This is a genomic window from Legionella spiritensis, from assembly GCF_900186965.1.
GTDB lineage: Bacteria > Pseudomonadota > Gammaproteobacteria > Legionellales > Legionellaceae > Legionella_C > Legionella_C spiritensis.
Genome location: NZ_LT906457.1, coordinates 2,150,676 through 2,169,513, shown reverse-complemented (window position 1 = coordinate 2,169,513; position 18,838 = coordinate 2,150,676). Strand labels below are relative to the sequence as shown.

Here is an 18,838-nt window from a genome sequence, read left to right as displayed (position 1 = left end):
TAAAAATTTAATTCATGGAATCTGGATGAGAAACGTGTTTAACGTCATAATTGAAGGCAATTTGCTTGTAATTTTATGGTGAACTATGGGTAATGACATACTACTTGGCGTCAATATTGATCATATCGCAACGGTAAGGCAGGCTCGGGGTACCCGCTATCCTGATCCCGTGCAGGCCGCTATGGAGGCGGAAGAAGCCGGCGCTGACGGTATCACGTTACATATGCGCGAGGATTTGCGCCATATTCAGGCTCGCGATGTGCGATTAATCAAATCCGTGTTACAAACGCGGATGAATCTGGAGTTGGCCGTCACCGATGCGATGCTTGATTTTGCTGAAGAGATTAAACCGGAACACAGTTGCCTAGTTCCCGAAAAACGTGAAGAATTGACTACCGAGGGGGGACTGGATGTATTGGGCCATTTTGACGCGGTTAAAAAAGCGGTCAGGCGGCTGCAGGGCATCGGTAGCGAAGTGTCGTTATTTATTGATCCGGATTATCGGCAGATCGACGCGGCGATCGCCGTGGGTGCGCCGGTCATTGAAATTCATACAGGCGCCTATGCGGACGCACAGGATGACGAGACCCGGGATTATGAATTGCAGCGCATCAGGGAAGCCGCCGGTCATGCGGCGAGTCTCGGATTAATTGTGAACGCCGGACATGGTTTGAATTATCATAATGTAAAACCCATAGCGGCGATTAGGGAGTTTCACGAACTAAACATTGGCCATGCTATCATTGCCCGCGCTTTGTTTTGTGGTTTAAAAGACGCAGTGAGACACATGCGCCAGCTCATGCTGGAAGCACGACATTATGGCAAAGAATGACGCAATTGTTATCCGTCTTACAGGGGACTCCGGCGATGGCGTACAATTGCTTGGAGAGCAGTTAACCATTACCGCCGCTTTATCCGGACGGGATGTCAGAACCTTGCCGGATTTTCCCGCGGAAATACGAGCGCCCGCGGGCACGGTTGCCGGGGTGTCCGGATTTCAACTGGCTATAGCGGAACAAGCCATTTTTACCGCCGGTGAAACGCTGGATGTTCTGGTTGTCCTCAATCCCGCCGCCTTGAAAAACTCCCTGGCCTATCTTCGGCCAGGGGGACTGCTGATCATCAATGAAGACAGCTTCACCGACAAGGACTGGAAAAAGGCCGGCCTGTCCCGCGATATTCTTGATGAAGCGGCAGAACATTATCAAATCATCAATGTACCGTTAATCCGATTGACTCTCGAAGCAGTTTCCAATCTGGATGTTAATCACTCCCAGGCGAAAAAATGCAAAAATTTTTATGTTCTCGGGATGATATTGTGGCTGTTTGATTTGCCGCCTGACTGGTGCCGTTCCTTTATCAACGGCAAATTTAAAAGCGACAAAACGATTGCCCGGGCCAATGAACAGACGTTGATGGCAGGATATAACTATGCCATGACTCTGGAACTGGCACGTCAGCATTTTATGCTGGGGCAGGTGAATCGGGAAGAGGGCGAGTATCGCCAGATCACCGGTGTTGAAGCCGTCGGTCTTGCCCTGGCTACTGTGGCCGCCGGTACCCGGACACCCGTTCTGGTTTCAGGCTATCCCATAACACCAGCCTCGGCGATTTTACATGAATGCGCCAAACTCGGAGATTACGGCGTACAGCTATTGCAGGCGGAAGACGAGATTGCGGCCATCTGCGCCTGCGTAGGCGCAGCCTATGGCGGATGCCTCGCATTGACTTGCACATCAGGGCCAGGACTTGATTTAAAAAGCGAAAGTCTGGGACTGGCCGTCATGGCTGAATTGCCATTGGTGTTGATTGATGTACAACGCGCAGGTGCGTCGACGGGGTTGCCGACTAAAACAGGCCAAAGCGATATGCAACAGGCATTGTACGGACGTCATGGTGAAGCGCCTCTACCGGTGCTTGCCGCCCGGTCTCCGGCCGATTGTTTCAACACCATTATTGAGGCCTTTCAAATAGCGACCGGTTACATGACTCCGGTTATCGTGCTGCTGGATGCCTATCTTGCCAACGCCGCGCAACCGTGGAAAATTCCTGATCCCGAAAAACTGAATATGCCGGTGATTCAATACAATCGTTTTTCCAGGCCCTATCAACGGGATGATAAATTAGCCAGAAGCTGGAACAGACCCGGATCAGCAGGGTTTATTCACCAGATTGGCGGGCTGGAAAAACAGGGTGATGAAGGGCGGGTGAGCTATGACGCCGACAATCACCAGACTATGGTAAACCTGAGAGCAAAAAAAATAGCGGGAATTGCCGATGATTATCTTCCTCTTGTCCTTGAAGGCGCGGAGGAGGCCGATATTTTGCTGGTCGGCTGGGGCAGTACTTACGGCAGTTTGAAAACCGCCGTAGGACAATGTCGGGAAGAGGGACTGGACATCGCTTTGTTACAGTTGCGTCATTTAAATCCCTTGCCTAAAGAGTTAGGAGCGATATTGTCGAAGTTTGGCACGGTGTTCGTGGCCGAATTAAACACGGGTCAATTATGCCGGATATTGCGGGCGGAATTTCTGATTGACGCCAAATCCATCAACCAATGTAACGGACAGCCGTTTACCGTCAGTCGTTTGGTCAATGCCATTAAATCGGAATGCCATCATGAATAATACCTTCAAGCGAGACGATTTTGTCAATGATAACGAAGTTCGCTGGTGTCCGGGGTGTGGTGATTACGCCATTCTGGCCGCCTTGCAACGCCTGTTGCCGGAATTGGGCCTGGCGCCGGAACAGCATGTGTTTGTATCCGGTATAGGCTGTGCCGGCCGATTGCCGTATTACATGAATACCTACGGATTTCATACCATTCATGGCAGAGCCACGGCGGTGGCGACCGGTTTAAAGGCCATGCGTGATGACCTGTCTGTATGGGTTATTACCGGCGACGGTGACGGGTTAAGTATCGGTGCCAATCACTTGCTGCATTGCCTGAGACGTAACGTCAACATCAATATTCTGTTGTTTAACAATCAGGTGTACGGTTTGACCAAGGGGCAATTTTCACCGACATCCCGTCAAGGTCAGATCACGAAAACCTCTCCGCAAGGTGTGGATTATGCACCGATTAATCCGCTGATATTTGCCCTGGCTTCCGGAGCGGGTTTTGTTGCCCGGGCTGTGGATAAAGATCCCGGCCATCTCGCCGGCGTGTTGAAAAAAGCTTATGAGTATCCCGGCTGTTCCTTTGTGGAAATATACCAGGATTGTAATATTTTTAATCCTGCGGCGTTTGACGCGTTTGCTCTGAAAGCACATCGCCAAAATAATACCGTTTTGCTGGAAGAGGGCAAACCTTTATTGTTTGGATCAGATCCGGTAAAGATGTTATCGAGCCATGAACACGCTTTACAGATAGAGACTTATCATGAAGGGTTGTCTGACACATACCGCCATGATCCGTCTGACTTTATGGCTGCCATGCGTTTGGCCAGTCTGCAATTCCCCGATTACCCCGTACCCCTCGGTATTTATTATCAACAGAAAAAAGCCTGTTACAGTCTGAGCCGCCCCATGCAAAAAACTATGGATGATTTGCCGCAATTGTATCGATCAAAGGCTAACTGGGAACAACAGTAGAAAAATAACAGCCCGACCCCGCATGAGTTAGCGGGGCATACTTTCTGCTTTTTTTGATAATTTCTCTTGCATGGCAATGGCTCTGAGCACGGCAACGTAACTCCAGGTCAGCGAGCGTGCGCCTTGCTGAACGCCTGTTTCCAGGTTAATTTGCTCGCTTAGAGTTCGATCGCCGGCATACTGTTTAACCAAATTCAGATAATTGTCTCCTTCTTCGATGTGTTGTTTGATAAGCGGCATGTTTTTCCGGGTGGGGGGCAGGCTGTCTGCGAGGGTATAGTAATATTCGGCCATGGCTGCCGTCAGAATAAACCAGGGATTGCCGGTGCTGTCGCTGCTGTAACCGTCGTAGGTATCGCCGGGATATCGACCGAATAAAACCGCTTTATGGTGGTTGCGGTTAATCGGAAAAAGCGACTGGAACTGTTTTTTTAACGCGGCTGCCGTTTTTATCACAGAGGTATTGTCGGGAGCAAACATGCCGTCATTGTTGTTGACCAGCAATACGGCCAACAGAACGGCGGAATCCAGTTCCAGCGTTTTTATCGGGCCGGAATGGGGAGGCAGTGTGGCCTGAATCAAACCGTTTCGGGAGTCAATATGCTGGTTTAAACGCTGACCAAGTAACCGGGCTTGTAACTCGTAATAAGCGGCTGCCTGGTTATCCTGCATGCGTCGGGCCAGTTTCGCTCCCTCCAGAAGCGCTTTTCGTTGCGCCATGGCTGTGAAAAAATGGTGGCCGTAGACCTCTTCCCACAGATCGAAATTTTTATCTTGCCAGTGATGGGCGGTGTATTCCAAATCCATTTTAATGACGCCCATTCGCAATGGATCCAGGCTGCCGCCATAAAGATGCTCCCGCACGTATTCGGATCCCTGATTGTCCAGTAACACCCGGGCAAAACGGATCAGGGTCAAGGCCCTGAGAGCGGGGCCGTCATTTTGCGGCCTGCCCCAGGGCTCCTGATAGGGAAGGCCGTTTAAATAAAATTTGGGTTCTCCCAGGATATCGTAACCTGGCAGGGTCTCTTGCTGGTGCTGGGTACGCTCAACCCATTGTACATAATGAAGTAGTTTTTCCTTATCCTGTTCGTTCGGATTGTTTTCATACCAGGTTTCAATAAGGCTCATGGCAATGGCGGAATCTCTCACCCAATCGTAGTAATAATCGGGATGGGCGGTGGAAGGTGACGCCATGATTGCGCCATCCCCGGTTATATTGGCAATAAAGTGCTTTTTGAAAGTCGCTACATCGTCGGGTGAGAAAACACCGGCGAACGCGCCGGGTAAAAAAATGTATAGTAATAACGTCAAAATCCTTTTCATACTTTTTCCTCTGGCCAAATAATATTTACTGAAAAGCGGCTCATCTTACCTAAAAGCAATCTGACAGGCCAGTCAGTGTTTTCCGTCATTGTTCGAGACTGCGGGCAGTATTACGGGCTTTACATTTTCAGGATCATTGCCCAATAGCCATTGAGCCGTTGTCGTTTCCGGTTTTTCAACGGTTTTGAAACAGATAAACCACAAAGCTGATAACAGGGTCAATTTGATGAACAGAGTCCAGACAATATCACGGGTAATGGGTTTCATAGCGTACCTGGTCTGACCAAAACGAATGTTGGATAGTGTAGGGAGGATGGTATTCCAAAATCAAGTATTTCAGGCCGGGTATGGAATTAAAACTCGCTATCCATTGTATAAGCCATGTATTTTTGTTAAGTCTAGGTTATGTGAACAAAATTTTTCACAGAGCCTGGAGAAGGATAAAACAAGGAGGGTTTTTATCATGAGCAAGCAAAAAGGAAAAATCGCCACCTCTTCCGTGACGGATGGCTGGACGCCAATGAAACATACCAGGCAAGTTCTCTCAGCGTGGCGAGACAAGATTCTTCATGGTGATCTGACTATTACAGATATTGAAAAGCTGGAAAAAGACATTGTAAGCGGGGGTGGCTATCATCCCCTGACGATAGATTCTCAAAATAAACTAACCTACGATGATCAGGGTTACACCCAACAGGAAGCTGTGATTGATTTTGTATTGGCCGTTTGTCCTTATTTATCGGCGGCAAGGTTATATCGTTTGACGGAAATGGCTTTGGCCAAGGAAATCTCCGGGGCGGTTGATAACACCTTTTTGCGTAATAACGAGCTGGCACGTTATTTACTGGTTTATGAAACCGGCATCCATACCAAAACAGAAGAAATTCCTGACGTTCTGAAAGCGCATCTTGAACCATTAACGAGGCAATTTAGTGAGGAAAGCTGCAAAAATATTATTAATCACTCCATACTCAAGACGTTGGAAAATTTACGGGATAATCATCATGGATTTGAAGCCTTGCGGCTTTCAAAGCCGATTGATTCCGATTTTGTAAAGGAATTAAAAACGAAATACCTCGTTGAAAGAGCGGGTTTTTGTTATGAGACAAAAGATGCGCGGCAATACAAAGGCAAAGCGGATCGCAGTATGGAAAAAACCGAATTGCCGGCCTGGCTGGTGGATATTTATTCACCGGTGAAAAGGGTGGCAAGGAAACCAAGGCCAGGCATATTGCATTTTTTCAAGCCTCATAAACCGGGGGTAAAGGAAAAATCACCAGTAAAAGAGCGATCTCTGTACAACGACGTGTTGTGATGTTCCGCTAACAGTCCGAACTCGGGAATCATGACGATAAATGATACGTTCATTATGACAAGGATGAGATATACTAATACTGTTTCCATTTGGTTTTGGCAGGTTCAAACCCAATGGAAACGGTATCCGTGTTAATGAGCAGTATAACTACCACGGTCTGTTGACCATCAGACGGATTTATTATGCAGGATGCCTATCTGTTATTTTTGATACTCGCCGCTACCATGGTCATGTTCGTATGGGGATATTACCGTTATGACATGGTGGCTTTAATGAGCCTGCTCACTCTTGTGTTGGTTGGACTGGTTCCTGCCTCGCAAGCCTTTGAGGGCTTCAGTAATCCCGCGGTTATTACGGTAGCAGCGGTTATGGTTATTTCCGGAGCGATTATTCAGGCCGGTCTGGTCGATAAAATACTGGAATATATCGAACCTGTTCTGACGTCCCCTTTCCAACTGATTGCGGTTATCTGTGTGGTGTCGGCGGTTTTATCCGCTTTTATGAATAACGTCGGGGCATTGTCTTTAATTATGCCTGTCGCAATCCAGGGCGCGATTAACGCGAAAATATCCCCATCTAAAATATTGATGCCCTTATCCTTTGCTACGGTTCTCGGAGGTTTGATCACCAAAATAGGAACGCCGCCAAACCTGTTGATTTCTGCTTACCGGCAAAGTCTGACCGGTGAGCCCTTTTCAATGTTTGATTTTACGCCAGCTGGAATTTCAATCGCGGTGACTTCGTTGATTTTTATTATTCTCATTGGCTGGAGACTTGTTCCGGAGCGACGCAAGGCATCCGGTGATGCCAGTGAGCTTTATCAGATCCAGGATTACATCAGTGAAATTGTGATCCCGGCCGATTCACCGGTTGTGGGTATGGAGCGTCGGGCGCTGGAAAATTTAATCGAAGGTGATTTTTCCATTTTAGGATTGATCCGGGGCAGAAGGAAAAGGCTGGTTATTCCCGGCGATGAAGAGCTGCAAGCCAACGATGTTTTGATCATCGAAGCGTCTCACGAGGATTTGAACAATCTTCTTCTTAAGGGCAATCTGGAATTGTCACATGGTGAAGTCATCTCAGCGGAAAGTTTACGAGGCCAGGACATCAGTACTATTGAAGCGGTCGTAACCGCCGGTTCACGGATCATGGGACGTTCCTGGCAACGCCTTCGTGTGCGCTCCCGTTTTGGCCTGAATCTTCTGGCGGTGTCTCGTTCCGGTAAGGCGTTCAAAAACCGCTTGAATCATGTGAATTTTAATACTGGTGACGTATTGCTTATCCAGGGTGCCAGCGAAAATCTGCAGGAAAATATCGTTAATCTCGGTCTTGTGCCTCTTGCCGAAAGGACCATTAATGTGGGGATCAGGCATAATATTTTGTTGCCACTGGCCTTGTTTCTGGGAGGGATATTTCTGGCCTCCTTGCAGATTTTGCGGGTTGAAATAGCATTTACCCTTGTTGTTGTTTTGATGGTTATCTTTAATGTCATTCCGATCCGGCAGGTTTACAGCAGCATTGACTGGTCAATTATAGTCATGCTGGCTGCCCTGATTCCCTTGGGTAGCGCGTTAAAAACCACCGGGGCTGCCCAAATGATTGGTTCCTCCCTGCTTGCCATGAGTGGACATGGCTCAATACTTCTGATTCTGGGGTTGTTGTTAATCATTACCATGACACTCTCCGACATAATGAATAATGCCGCGACGGCCATAGTCATGGCGCCAGTAGGAGCCAACCTGGCAGAATTGCTCAAGATGAGTCCGGATCCTTTTCTGATGGCCGTTGGTATCGGCGCTTCCTGTTCTTTTTTAACGCCGATAAGCCATCAGAATAATACGTTGGTGATGGGGCCTGGGGGATACAAATTCTTTGACTATTTGTGGCTCGGGATTCCGGTTGAACTCGTTGTTCTGATAACGGCGTTGCCTGCCTTGTATTTTTTCTGGCTTTGAAATGGATGATGGCCATTGATTTTTTTGTAAACCAGGCTGCAGCCTGCAGCCTGGTAAATCTGCTTTGTATTTTTTACGGAACCTGAACGTGTATCAAGTCATTTCGCTTAATAACGGCAGCTCACATTACATTTGATGCGGCCATACCGGTTTCGCCAGCATGATTTGAAACAACGTTTGCCATGGGAGTAATAATATCTGTTCGGATACCAGTACACATTACGCCGCCAGTAACCACCGCGATAGCCGCCCCGATAACCATTCCAGTAGCCGCGATTATAATGTCTCCCGTGGTGTCTCGCGTATTGTTCACCATATTGTCCCTGCGCTGCCAATATTATAGTGCCGGATGGGGTGGTATTGGTGGTGGATGAAGGCGTTGGAGAAGCCAGTACGGTTGCTGAAAACGCCATTGCGAGAATACCCACAATCATTTTAAACCCTGTTAAGGTTTTCATAATAATACTCCTTGTAAAAAATGGACGACCTGTATAGAAGATTTGCAATTGGGCGGACGGTGCTATAAGTATATGCAAAGGATAGCAATTGCGCAAACAATGATCAGCTTGATCTAAAAAACTAATTTTATTCCGCAGGCTATACTAGAAATAATCAGAAAATTATTCTGATCCGATAGACATACGTAACAGAAAGACCAGGAGCAGGCATGAGATCGGTTGATGAACATGAGAAAAAGATTCCAGAAGAAAATATTCCCCACAGAGAAGACATCCTGAAGCAAATTGCGGTCACGGCTAAAAATTTACGATCATCAACCAGGGATATTGAGGATATTGTATGGCCCAAAGAGGTTATGAACGTTGTATTAGCGGACAAATCCTTCAGAAGGCGTATTAAGGGTCTGCCTTTTCATCATATGGTTACCGAGTTTCAAACGCCACTAGAGAAATACGAACAACGTCATGAGGAAAAACGGACAGAGTTGACCAATTTTGTAGATTTTCTGGCGAAAGACGACATAAAAGGCCGGCTTCCCGTAGGATTGCGTTTTCAATTCGCGGTACTGATTGGCGGGCACTGGACTACCATTGACAATCAGGTGACGCCTAAAGGGATAGCCACGTTCTGTCTGGATTCGGTCATGGATTCCAGGGCATTGTATTTTTTTAACTGGTATCGACAATCCTTGCGTGAAAAAGGTCTTCTCCATATTGCGTATGCTTATCACGTCCATGTTGCGCAAGGCCTATTTGACAAAACACCCAAAGAAAAAATCGCCAACATGATGCAAACGAACCAGGTCAGTTGTGGTGTGTTTGTTGCGGATCATCTCTCCTTTCTGTCACGAACCAATGTGTTTCGGCGCTTGAAGGAAGCGGTAGGTGACGAGTCGCTTTATGGTGACGAACCGGATTATATCTCGTTTGGACGAGAATACACGTCACCGGCATTGGCGGCGGTTTTCAGATTGACACAAAGCGAATTATTGCTGGGTAAATTGTCTAAAAAACAAGCCGAAGCGGTGATCAGTCGGAAAGGCAAACGATTAAAAGATGTCAAAAACGAAGCGTTTTCCAAGGATGAAAGCATTCCTTATTTTACAACAAACGTGATAAACAAGGGTGAGACGATTATGGAAAACGCCACCCGGTTTGTCCGGGATAGTGAAGACGATACGTACAGCGCCATTTTTTCACATAGTTTGACAGAAGAGCTGAGTGCGTACGCCGAGCAGTATTCCGAGCCGGTGAACGGACTCATCGCATTGATTTATGAAAAATTACCCGAATTTAAAACATTTTCCGACGAGGACCAAATTCGCTTTATGGGGCGATTACACGAGATTTTGCGAAACAGTGAGTGGAGTGATGATCAGAAATTGATGGCGTTGCTTGAGGAAGCGATAATACAGTTCGCCCCCCTCAAGGACGTGGCTGCCTATCGGCTGCTCACGGCCATCATGGCCGATACTGTACTGCATATCAATGATAATCGGGAGTTATGGGATTTTTATACGAATTTTTTAAAACAACCTTTAGTTCAAGGGTTACAGTCCAATACCAACTCCTTTTTTAACAAACCCACTAAAATAACCCCGGCCTTAATGTCTTACATTGACAAGGCGGTCAAGACACAGCTCATGGTGAATGCGGTTCATGATGTGAGCCAGGGTGGAAAGGAACAGTTGTCCATTGTCACGGGTAGTGAGGAGATAATGTCTTTTATAAGGAAGCCGCGTCATTTTGAAACGTCTGAAACCAGAACGGCGAAATGGCTTGTCGAGCTGGTTGAACTGGCGCAAGAAGAGGAAGGGCCCGCACAGGAACGTGCTTTAAAGAAAATGGAGGGTCGTCTTGCACAAAGCAAAAGAGATATTTTGCACCAATTCGGCATGGATATTACCATATCTTCAGACATGAGGCCGTAAACGCTCTGGTAGTCAGGTTGTTTTTACAATCCGACCAAACGGGTCTGATTGCCAATTTATAACAACCGGATTGTGGAATCGGTTCGTCATTTGCTAATCTGCCGTCTGTGATCCATTTTTTGCAATGTAAGGAGATACAACATTATGGCGATATGGTTCAAACCCATTACGGTAGACGACTTGAACAAACGCGGACAGAACACGCTCTCGGATTTCCTCGGGATCCGGTTTACGGACATAAGCGAGGACGCTATCACCGCGACGATGCCGGTGAACGAGAGAAGCCGGCAACCCATCGGGATCCTGCATGGTGGCGCCAATGTGGTTCTGGCCGAGACCATTGCGAGCACGGCGGCCAACGCGGTTGTGGATATCGCGAATTATTATTGCGTTGGTCTGGAAATTAACGCGAATCACATTCGCTCCGTCAGGGAAGGTGTGGTGACAGGCGTAACAAGACCGATCCACCTTGGACGCACCACCCAGATCTGGCAGATTGATATTTATAATGAAGCAGGAAAGCGAACCTGTGTGTCCCGAATGACGGCCTCGGTTCTTGCGCGTTAAGCCTGGCTCGCAAGGAGGCCTGCGGCCTTATTGCGGATTGACGTTCCGGGTGGTGGACTACCATTAAAAACACGAGTTTGCTTTCTTAATCTATAATAGTACTGTTCCCATGTCATTTTGCAAGGTCGTGTTGAACATTGTGCTCTATTTTTGTGTCATCCCTGCGTAGGCGGGGATCCATTGTCATACTGGAACGGCGCCACCAGATAGATGGATTCCCGCCTGCGCGGGAATGACAGAACCTTGCAAAATGACATGGAAACAGTAATAGGATGTATGTGTATCCCATTAATTTTCTGAAATTAATCGTCCTGACCTTTTTTGCAGCATTTGGCAAAATTTGTTATGGTGTAGCGACTGTTTTAGAAAAAAGGTAAATTATCTAACGTTTATGAAACATTCCAATCTGACCATTTGTGACGCGACGATTCACCCGGGTGAAACGGCTAATCTGGCGTTACCCCTTCCTGAATTTTATTCCTGTACCTCATTTTATATGCCCATCAAAGTGGTGCATGGCAAAGAAGCCGGCCCGTGTTTACTGATTCTTTCCGCCGTGAAAGGGGATGAGTTAAACGGGCTTGAAATCATCAATCGCTTGCTGGAATCCGACAGGCTTCGCCGTATTCGCGGCACCTTGATTGCCGTACCGGTACTTAATATTTTTGGTTTGATTGAGCCATCGAGAACACAACGTCACGAAACCAGTCTGGAGCGGTGCTTTCCGGGGGTTGAACACGGTTCTTACGGAGAGCGTCTGGCCCATGTGTTCACCCGGGAAATTTTATGCAAGGCCAATAATTGCATCGAATTACAGACCGGTTCCTTAAATCATGACATCCTGCCCCAGATTTATTGCGATTTGAATAACGCCGAAGGCCGCCGTCTGGCACAACGTTTTGCCGCACCGGCTATCACCAATGTGATGTCGGGTAACAATTCCCTGCGCAGAACCACGGAAGAGTTAAATATCCCCCTTCTTGTTTATCAGGCCGGAGAAGCCATGCGCTTTAATGAATCGGCCATTAACCTGGGTATATCCGGTATTTTTAATGTTATGGAGGCCTTGGATATGCTGGATCAGGAAGAGTCACAGCAGCCGGAAACGTTTCGGTCTATTTTCTCGCAGGATGAAGACTGGATCCGCGCGCACCGCAGCGGCGTGTTATTAAGCAATATTGAACTGGGTCAAATGATCAAGAAAGGGCAGCGTATCGGTCGCATTAACGATCCGTTCAGCGCCGACACAGCGGAAACCGTGATTGCACCCCAGGATGGTGTGGTGGTAGGGATTAACCGCCATCCGTTAATTCATGAGGGGCAAACCATTTTTAAAGTCGCTTCTTTTATTGATAATGACCGCGCCGGCACCGTTTTGGAAGCCTGGGGTGATTCACAAGCCGAATCCTGATAACCATGGTGAATAAAATTACGTTTAAAGGACTTCTGGTCTGGTTGGTTTGCGCGTCGTTTTTTATGTACGAATTTTTATTGCGCACCGTACTGGGAACCTTCCAATATCCGTTAATGGCTGACTTACATCTGAGTCCGGTTCGTTTCGCTTTGTTAAGTTCGACGGCTTATCAACTGATCTACGGATTCATGCAAATTCCGGTCGGAATTATTACCGATCGATTCGGGTTGAAAAAAACCCTGCTTGTCGCTGTTGTGATTTGTGCGCTGGCCAATGTCGGATTTTCCCTGGCCCAACACTTTGGATCAGCCGTATCTTTTCGGATCTTGATGGGATTGGGTTCTTCTTTTGGTTTCGTCTGTTTATTAGTAGCAGTCTATGACTGGATGCCAAGAAAGAACATTGCCTTGTTTATCGGCCTGTCACAATTAATAGGAACCATGGGGCCTATGCTCGCCGCAGGCCCCATGAACATGCTGTCCGAATCGTCCATAATCAGTTGGCGCACCGTTTTTTTAAGTCTTGGTGCTATTGGCGCGGTTATTGCCGTCCTGGTTTTATTATTTGTTGATAAAAATCGCCGAAATCAGGGGAAATTCATTATCCTTTCGCGTCCCTCAGCTATTTCCCGCAATGTGGTTCGCCTTTTGAGTCAGAAGCAAACCTGGTTGATAGCTATCTTTTCCGCTTGTGTGTATTTTTCCATCGAATACCTCTCGGAAAACGAAGGCGTTGCTTTTTTGGGTAAAAAAGGATTTTCCTCAACATTTTCGTCCTACATGATTACATTAGCCTGGCTGGGCTATGCGGTGAGTTGTCCTTTACTTGGGTATCTTTCCGATAAAATTCAGCGCCGGAAACCCATTATGCTCGGCAGTGTGCTGATTGCCTTGCTGGCGCTGTGCGGTATCGTCTATCTGTCATTGGGACCTGTCTGGACGTCCATTTGCTTTATTCTTCTCGGTACGGGTGCAAGCGGGCAAAGTGTCGGATTTGCCATTATGGCCGAGCAATGCAGGGAAGATAATCTCGCTGTCGGTATGGGGTTGAATAACGCGATGATCATGATGTTCGCAGCGATTAACGCTCCGTTGATTGGTAGTGTCCTGTCGCGACTGGCCCCTCATGTTATCCGGTTAAGTGATTATCGCAACGCCTTTTCCATCATGATAGTCCTGTTGTTGATAGCGTTGGTACTGGTTATGTTTTTTATTAAAGAAACGTTTTGTAAATCCATGCGGGAAAACACAACTTTGCAGCCGGTTACGGACAATGGATAGGGGGGCTATTTATGTATTCATTTTTGCTCATTGATTGTCATCTTTGCGCAGGCGGAGATCTATTTTCACGTGGATGGATTCCCGATTTCTCGGGAATGACAGTCTTGTAGCCCGTCATGAAGGCGCAGCCGAAATGCGGGAAAACGTTTCTAATTGGCACATCAAACCCGCAATACGGCCGCAGGCCTCCTTACGGGCTACTATTTTTTCGCAAAAAATTTTGTGTACGGAACCCAGTCTGTTTGTGATGAAAGCGACGGGTTATTTCGCCTTCCATTTTACCGCATATAAGTCGTGGCGCCGGTCTTTCAAATTAAGTACGGTACCTTGGCTGCGAGCTGCCGTCAGAGTCTGCAGGCTTAAATCGGCAAAGGAAACCATTTCCACATTAGGTGTGGTATCGGCTGCTATCCCGTCACGGGCAAACGGAAAATCGCAGGGTGTAAAGATGGCGCTTTGGGCGTACTGAATATCCATATTGGCTACGCCGGGCAGATTACCAACGTTGCCTGCCATAACGACGTAACACTGATTCTCGACAGCCCGCGCCTGGGCGCAGTAACGCACACGCATATAGCTTTGTCGTTCGTCCGTACAGAAAGGTACAAAAAGAATTTTGGCCCCCTGATTCACGGCATGGCGCGCAAGCTCGGGAAATTCGCAATCGTAACAGATCAACACGGCGATTGGGCAGCAGTCGGTCATTATGGTTTTCAATTCATTGCCGCCGTGAATGTTCCACCAGTAGCGCTCATTGGGCGTCGGATGGATTTTGGCCTGTTCGTGAATTTGCCCGTCACGAAGAAAGACATACGATATGTTGAATACCCCGTCTTTTGTTTTCGTCGGATGGGAGCCGCCAATGATATTGATGTTGTATCGAACGGCCAGAGAGGACATGAGATCAAGAAACGGTTCGCGATAGTTGGTCAGTTTTAAAATGGCTTCGTCCGGATGAAGCGTTTCATTGTCTATGGATAATAGTTGCAAGGTGAACAACTCCGGAAACACGACGAAATCCGAGTAATAATCCGCCACCACATCGACGAAATATTCCACGTGCGCGGCAAATTCGTCAAAGGAATGGACGCGGCGCTGCATGTATTGCACAGTACTCAGCCGGACTTTATCCACGGCCCGCTCCCGTTTGAGCATGCTTTTTTTCCCGGTGGCCTCTTCCTGGGAGGCCACGGCGGCATTGGTCCATAACAGATGGGCGGCATAGCCGCGGGACGCTTTGTCGGCGGGAAGGTAATTGGATAAAATACCAATCAGTTCATAGTGGTTGCGTAATTGAAAGGACAAAACGGGATCCCGGACGTCTTTGTTGATGATGGCTTGCACGTAGTCTTCTACGTTCGGGAATTTTTTATAGCGCCGGTAATAACCCGGAATACGGCCGCCGAACACGACGCCTTTTAATCCTTCGGACTGACACAGGCGCTTGCGGGCCGTATACAGACGGTTACCGATACGCAAGCCGCGGTAATCAGGATGGACGCATACTTCCATGCCATAAAGATAATCCCCGTCCGGATCATGGCGGGAGGCGAATCCGTTGCCGGTAATCTCATCCCAGGTGTGTTGTTTGAGCGCGATATCCCCGCTGATTTTAAAAGTGGCGCAATAACCGACGATTTCGTTCTCGTATTCCACTACGAATTGCCCTTGCGGGTAGTGGTTCATATGGCCACGCAAGGCGTCAGGCGGGTAATTTTCCATATAATCGGGATATGCGCGTTTAACCAGTTTACGAATGTCCTCGATATCTGCCGGTTTCGCGTTACGCACGATAACTTTTGCTTTTTTGCTGACGTTCGCAGGCATTGATGGCGTTTCCTTTCTTTTACGGTTCTTTTTACCTTAACACAGACCACCGTGATATGCAGGGTGAGATACGGAGTGAAGGATCTCAAATTGATTCGATTCGTTCCTGACTCAGGAGGATCCTTCATTACATTCAGGACGACGTTAGTTCGTTTTGATTATGAAAAAACATCTTTATCCGCAACTTTAGGAGTCATAAATTTAACAGTAAGTTAAATTTATGATAGATTATTTGTTTTTCAAGAAGAGATGTATTGGCATGCGAGACAAGATTGAATTATTAAAAAAAGCACTGAAAAGCAATACGCCAGGCACGATTACCGAACTCTTATCGGACAAGTTTTTTACGGCATATCTGCAAGGAAAGTCGTCTGTAAGTCTGTTAGAATCGAATTCCTCGATTCTCAATTCTGATTCATTTCAGCTTTTAGTACTGGCACTGCGCAGTAAATCTTACGATGTTGTCGGGCATATCATGCAGAATGAACAATTACAGACGTTGCTGCGTAAAAGTACTCTGTGCAAGGATAATATTATAACGAAATTGATCCAGGCTGATTTACATGCTGCCATTTCAGGGTGGGAGTATAGTGAACAGAACGAGTTATTTGCAGTTTATCCCTTGATTGAGCGAGTGATTAAGGGAATAACCGATCGGGACACTGTTGCTGTGGAGGTAGAGGCCATGACCGAACCTTGTCAGCCTAAACGTCCAAGAACAAGGGAGGACTCCGGTAATGCCATACCGGTAAAACGCTCCAGGGCAGGGGAGAAGGAAGATTGCAGTGATGTTATACAAAGAGTGGCTGATTTGTTGTCAGGTAGAACCCTTACCCCTGCCGTAACGGCCGCGCGTGTTGAGAAGTTGCCGGATTTTCGATGCAAGGTAGGACAATTAAGGGAAAGCATCACAACAGAAGATGTAAGGAAGGTGACGGATTTATTATCCGATGAGTTTTTCAGGCTTTATCTCCTTGGGACATCTTCAGTGGATTTTGCGGTTAAAAAAATAGTAAACGGCTTTTCTGTTTCCGAGGCGTTTGATCTGTTGCTGGTTGCTTTGCAATATAAGCAAATGCCGGTTATAGAGGTTTTGAGGGATAATAGAAATTTAATACGTTATCTGAATAATAGCGACCTTGTGGAGAGGGATACTGAAGGCAGTATAATATTTCGCAGGATATCCAGCCAGGAACACGGGCATTTAGATGCCGCTTTGCAGAACTGGGATGCCTCGGAAATATCAGACTTATTGGACTATTTTCCGGTTATAACGACGGCCCTGGCGGATTATTACACGCAATTGTCGCCGGGTATGACATAAAGTTTCTTGATCATGCCCCACTTCATTATTTGAAATCTATTGGATTATTAGACATTTATTGCCCTATAAAAAATGGCCATCATAGAATAATCGGTATTTTTGCAACGCAGCCAAAAATATTAATTTAAGAAAACCTTAATCCAAGTTGTATAAAATAAAGCCAATTTTTAGCGCGGCTTTATTGAGCGGCCAGACAACCCATTGACGGAGTTAGCAATGCCCTATACAAAACGAGAAAAAACCAGACTGGATATACAATCGCACTCTAACAGTGAACTGTTTGAACTGATTTCACAACAAATGTTCGAAGGGGATTACACCTACTCCTTTCTCTGGATATCAATCGTCAATTTATCCAGAATCAAGCCTGACACCACGGAATCCCAGACTATTCAGAAAGCAGCTGGAAACCTCATACATCGATGCGAAAAAGGCATTAAAGACAACTGCGCCAAGGCCATGACGCTTCGTGGCATGATGCATCATCTCGGTGTGGGAGGGCCGGTCGATTACAACAAAGCGATGGCCTGGTATGACAAAGCCATCGAACTTGACTACCCTGCCGCCATGAACAACCGTGCCTTCCTGTATCAGATTGGCCAGGGTGGTGCCGTTAATTATGAGGAGGCCATTGCACTCTACGAGAAGGCGATTGGACTGGGGTCTATTGACGCGATGTGCAACCGCGCCGGTATGTATAAAACTGGCCTGGGTGACGAACAAAATTTTGAGAAAGCCATTGAACTCTACGAGCGGGCGATTAAATTGGGGTATGCTTCCGCCATGACCCAACGCGCCTCCATGTATCATAATGGCCAGGGTGGTGCCGTTAATTATGAGGAGGCCATTGCACTCTACGAGCAGGCAATTGAACTGGGGTGTGTTGATGCGATGCAGAACCGCGCCTTCATGCACGTGGTTGGCCAGGGTGGTGACCAAAATTATGAGAATGCCATTGAACTCTACGAGCGGGCGATTAAATTGGGGAGTGCTTCCGCCATGACCCAACGCGCCATCATGTACCAGCATGGTCTGGGTGGTGCCGTTAATTATCCGGCGGCCATCAGGCTTTATGAAATGGCAGTTCGATTGGGGGATAAGGAAGCAAAAACCAGCCTTGCAGGCATGTACAAGGAAGACCTGCAAAGTATTGCTCTCGAAGAAGACCTGAAAAGTATTGCTCTCGAATTACTGAATGTCATCTGGGACGATCTGCTTGCCGGATTGTCCTTTACAGAAGATACCTTGTCACTGCTTGACAACACCGATTGTAAAGATAAGATTATTGCCCGCTTAACGGACATTAATTCCAAGCCGGTCACCAGCGTCAAACTTATCCGCCAATTGAAAAATAACTCCGACCATCCATTGACTAAAATCTTAAACGATGGCAAAACAATAGAGGAAGGCCTCACTGATGAGTTCAGCACCCTCATGACCTATGGCCAATTTCTACTCGACCAGAGAATAATGTTTTTTAAAGGTAACAAAGATCAAAACACCAATCTAGCAAAACTACCCCTGGAACTTTGCTACATGATTATGTCGCATGCATACCCTGGGGAGTGCGGTATGTAAATAATCGGACAATCCATTTGTCCGTTCAAACCCTGAGACAGGGAGTCACCCTGAACGACTCGTGAACACTCCTGAAACTCCCAGACAAATCAATGGGATTGACAGCGTATGCACAAGCTTATCCACAGAATTTGTGGATAACCGGCTTTTATTCCTGATTTGGAAAATAACCTTGAAAGTCAGGCCAGTGCTGGATTATCTCGCTGAAACGAATAGAATCATTGAAAAAAACACGGGGTGCTTAAAAAAAATATCCACAGATTGCGGAT

At 47.0% G+C, this 18,838-nt stretch carries 15 protein-coding genes; 11 read left to right on the top strand and 4 right to left on the bottom strand.

Features of this window, described 5'->3' with window-relative positions; translation table 11 throughout:
• The first annotated feature begins 85 nt into the window (after nucleotides 1-85).
• From pdxJ to CKW05_RS09735, 3 genes are read left to right on the top strand one after another with little or no spacing between them, the layout of a single operon-like run.
• Nucleotides 86-832 (top strand): pyridoxine 5'-phosphate synthase, encoded by a 747-nt coding sequence (gene pdxJ, locus CKW05_RS09745; protein WP_058482964.1) that lies wholly within the window; start codon nucleotides 86-88, stop codon nucleotides 830-832.
• On the top strand, nucleotides 819-2,627 hold the full coding sequence (locus tag CKW05_RS09740) for a 2-oxoacid:acceptor oxidoreductase subunit alpha (protein ID WP_058482963.1): 1,809 nt from the start codon (nucleotides 819-821) through the stop codon (nucleotides 2,625-2,627). The genes pdxJ and CKW05_RS09740 overlap by 14 nt, the downstream gene beginning before the upstream one ends.
• Entirely contained in the window at nucleotides 2,620-3,594 is a 975-nt protein-coding gene (locus tag CKW05_RS09735; protein ID WP_058482962.1) for a 2-oxoacid:ferredoxin oxidoreductase subunit beta, read from the top strand. Before CKW05_RS09740 ends, CKW05_RS09735 begins: the two co-directional genes overlap by 8 nt.
• 27 nt (nucleotides 3,595-3,621) lie before the next feature.
• Here the strand turns inward: CKW05_RS09735 and CKW05_RS09730 are convergent, their stop codons facing one another.
• On the bottom strand, nucleotides 3,622-4,920 hold the full coding sequence (locus CKW05_RS09730) for a glycoside hydrolase family 15 protein (RefSeq protein WP_058482961.1): 1,299 nt from the start codon (nucleotides 4,918-4,920) through the stop codon (nucleotides 3,622-3,624).
• A 72-nt stretch (nucleotides 4,921-4,992) separates the two neighbouring features.
• Entirely contained in the window at nucleotides 4,993-5,187 is a 195-nt protein-coding gene (gene cydP / locus CKW05_RS09725; RefSeq protein WP_058482960.1) for a cytochrome oxidase putative small subunit CydP, read from the bottom strand.
• A 196-nt stretch (nucleotides 5,188-5,383) separates the two neighbouring features.
• Between cydP and CKW05_RS09720 the strand changes: the two genes are divergently transcribed.
• Together CKW05_RS09720 and CKW05_RS09715 are read left to right on the top strand one after the other, a co-directional pair.
• Nucleotides 5,384-6,235: a hypothetical protein gene (locus CKW05_RS09720; protein WP_058482959.1), complete on the top strand. Its 852-nt coding sequence runs from the start codon at nucleotides 5,384-5,386 to the stop codon at nucleotides 6,233-6,235.
• Between the two features lie 182 nt (nucleotides 6,236-6,417).
• On the top strand, nucleotides 6,418-8,190 hold the full coding sequence (locus tag CKW05_RS09715; RefSeq protein ID WP_058482958.1) for an SLC13 family permease: 1,773 nt from the start codon (nucleotides 6,418-6,420) through the stop codon (nucleotides 8,188-8,190).
• Nucleotides 8,191-8,297: 107 nt separating this feature from the next.
• Here CKW05_RS09715 and CKW05_RS15335 read toward each other — a convergent pair whose 3' ends face one another.
• Complete coding sequence (locus CKW05_RS15335) at nucleotides 8,298-8,648, bottom strand: hypothetical protein (RefSeq protein WP_133141157.1); 351 nt, start codon at nucleotides 8,646-8,648, stop codon at nucleotides 8,298-8,300.
• Nucleotides 8,649-8,857: 209 nt separating this feature from the next.
• Between CKW05_RS15335 and CKW05_RS09705 the strand changes: the two genes are divergently transcribed.
• From CKW05_RS09705 to CKW05_RS09690, 4 genes are all read left to right on the top strand, one after another.
• Nucleotides 8,858-10,579 carry a hypothetical protein gene (locus tag CKW05_RS09705; RefSeq protein ID WP_058482956.1) on the top strand — a complete coding sequence of 574 codons (1,722 nt, stop codon included), beginning with the start codon at nucleotides 8,858-8,860 and terminating at the stop codon, nucleotides 10,577-10,579.
• Between the two features lie 144 nt (nucleotides 10,580-10,723).
• On the top strand, nucleotides 10,724-11,146 hold the full coding sequence (locus CKW05_RS09700) for a hotdog fold thioesterase (RefSeq protein ID WP_058482955.1): 423 nt from the start codon (nucleotides 10,724-10,726) through the stop codon (nucleotides 11,144-11,146).
• 391 nt (nucleotides 11,147-11,537) lie between these two features.
• Nucleotides 11,538-12,557, top strand: a complete 1,020-nt coding sequence (locus CKW05_RS09695) for a succinylglutamate desuccinylase/aspartoacylase family protein (protein WP_058482954.1) — start codon at nucleotides 11,538-11,540, stop codon at nucleotides 12,555-12,557.
• 5 nt (nucleotides 12,558-12,562) lie between these two features.
• Complete coding sequence (locus CKW05_RS09690) at nucleotides 12,563-13,840, top strand: MFS transporter (protein WP_065238383.1); 1,278 nt, start codon at nucleotides 12,563-12,565, stop codon at nucleotides 13,838-13,840.
• 261 nt (nucleotides 13,841-14,101) lie between these two features.
• Here the strand turns inward: CKW05_RS09690 and CKW05_RS09685 are convergent, their stop codons facing one another.
• On the bottom strand, nucleotides 14,102-15,667 hold the full coding sequence (locus CKW05_RS09685; protein ID WP_058482952.1) for a bifunctional GNAT family N-acetyltransferase/carbon-nitrogen hydrolase family protein: 1,566 nt from the start codon (nucleotides 15,665-15,667) through the stop codon (nucleotides 14,102-14,104).
• A 259-nt stretch (nucleotides 15,668-15,926) separates the two neighbouring features.
• Here CKW05_RS09685 and CKW05_RS09680 point away from each other — a divergent pair, with 259 nt between their 5' ends.
• A complete protein-coding gene (locus CKW05_RS09680; RefSeq protein WP_058482951.1) occupies nucleotides 15,927-16,991 on the top strand; it encodes a hypothetical protein in 1,065 nt (354 codons plus the stop codon).
• Nucleotides 16,992-17,207: 216 nt separating this feature from the next.
• Complete coding sequence (locus tag CKW05_RS09675; protein ID WP_058482950.1) at nucleotides 17,208-18,569, top strand: tetratricopeptide repeat protein; 1,362 nt, start codon at nucleotides 17,208-17,210, stop codon at nucleotides 18,567-18,569.
• Nucleotides 18,570-18,838 lie beyond the last annotated feature (269 nt).

Excerpts from the sequence above, each read along its gene's own strand:
- CKW05_RS15335 (WP_133141157.1), bottom strand. The coding sequence starts at position 8,648 with ATGAAAACCTTAACAGGGTTTAAAATGATTGTGGGTATTCTCGCAATG.
- CKW05_RS09700 (WP_058482955.1), top strand. The coding sequence starts at position 10,724 with ATGGCGATATGGTTCAAACCCATTACGGTAGACGACTTGAACAAACGC.
- CKW05_RS09690 (WP_065238383.1), top strand. The coding sequence starts at position 12,563 with ATGGTGAATAAAATTACGTTTAAAGGACTTCTGGTCTGGTTGGTTTGC.
- CKW05_RS09685 (WP_058482952.1), bottom strand. The coding sequence starts at position 15,667 with ATGCCTGCGAACGTCAGCAAAAAAGCAAAAGTTATCGTGCGTAACGCG.
- CKW05_RS09715 (WP_058482958.1), top strand. The coding sequence starts at position 6,418 with ATGCAGGATGCCTATCTGTTATTTTTGATACTCGCCGCTACCATGGTC.
- CKW05_RS09735 (WP_058482962.1), top strand. The coding sequence starts at position 2,620 with ATGAATAATACCTTCAAGCGAGACGATTTTGTCAATGATAACGAAGTT.
- CKW05_RS09730 (WP_058482961.1), bottom strand. The coding sequence starts at position 4,920 with ATGAAAAGGATTTTGACGTTATTACTATACATTTTTTTACCCGGCGCG.
- CKW05_RS09680 (WP_058482951.1), top strand. The coding sequence starts at position 15,927 with ATGCGAGACAAGATTGAATTATTAAAAAAAGCACTGAAAAGCAATACG.
- CKW05_RS09675 (WP_058482950.1), top strand. The coding sequence starts at position 17,208 with ATGCCCTATACAAAACGAGAAAAAACCAGACTGGATATACAATCGCAC.
- CKW05_RS09705 (WP_058482956.1), top strand. The coding sequence starts at position 8,858 with ATGAGATCGGTTGATGAACATGAGAAAAAGATTCCAGAAGAAAATATT.
- cydP (WP_058482960.1), bottom strand. The coding sequence starts at position 5,187 with ATGAAACCCATTACCCGTGATATTGTCTGGACTCTGTTCATCAAATTG.
- CKW05_RS09740 (WP_058482963.1), top strand. The coding sequence starts at position 819 with ATGGCAAAGAATGACGCAATTGTTATCCGTCTTACAGGGGACTCCGGC.
- pdxJ (WP_058482964.1), top strand. The coding sequence starts at position 86 with ATGGGTAATGACATACTACTTGGCGTCAATATTGATCATATCGCAACG.
- CKW05_RS09720 (WP_058482959.1), top strand. The coding sequence starts at position 5,384 with ATGAGCAAGCAAAAAGGAAAAATCGCCACCTCTTCCGTGACGGATGGC.
- CKW05_RS09695 (WP_058482954.1), top strand. The coding sequence starts at position 11,538 with ATGAAACATTCCAATCTGACCATTTGTGACGCGACGATTCACCCGGGT.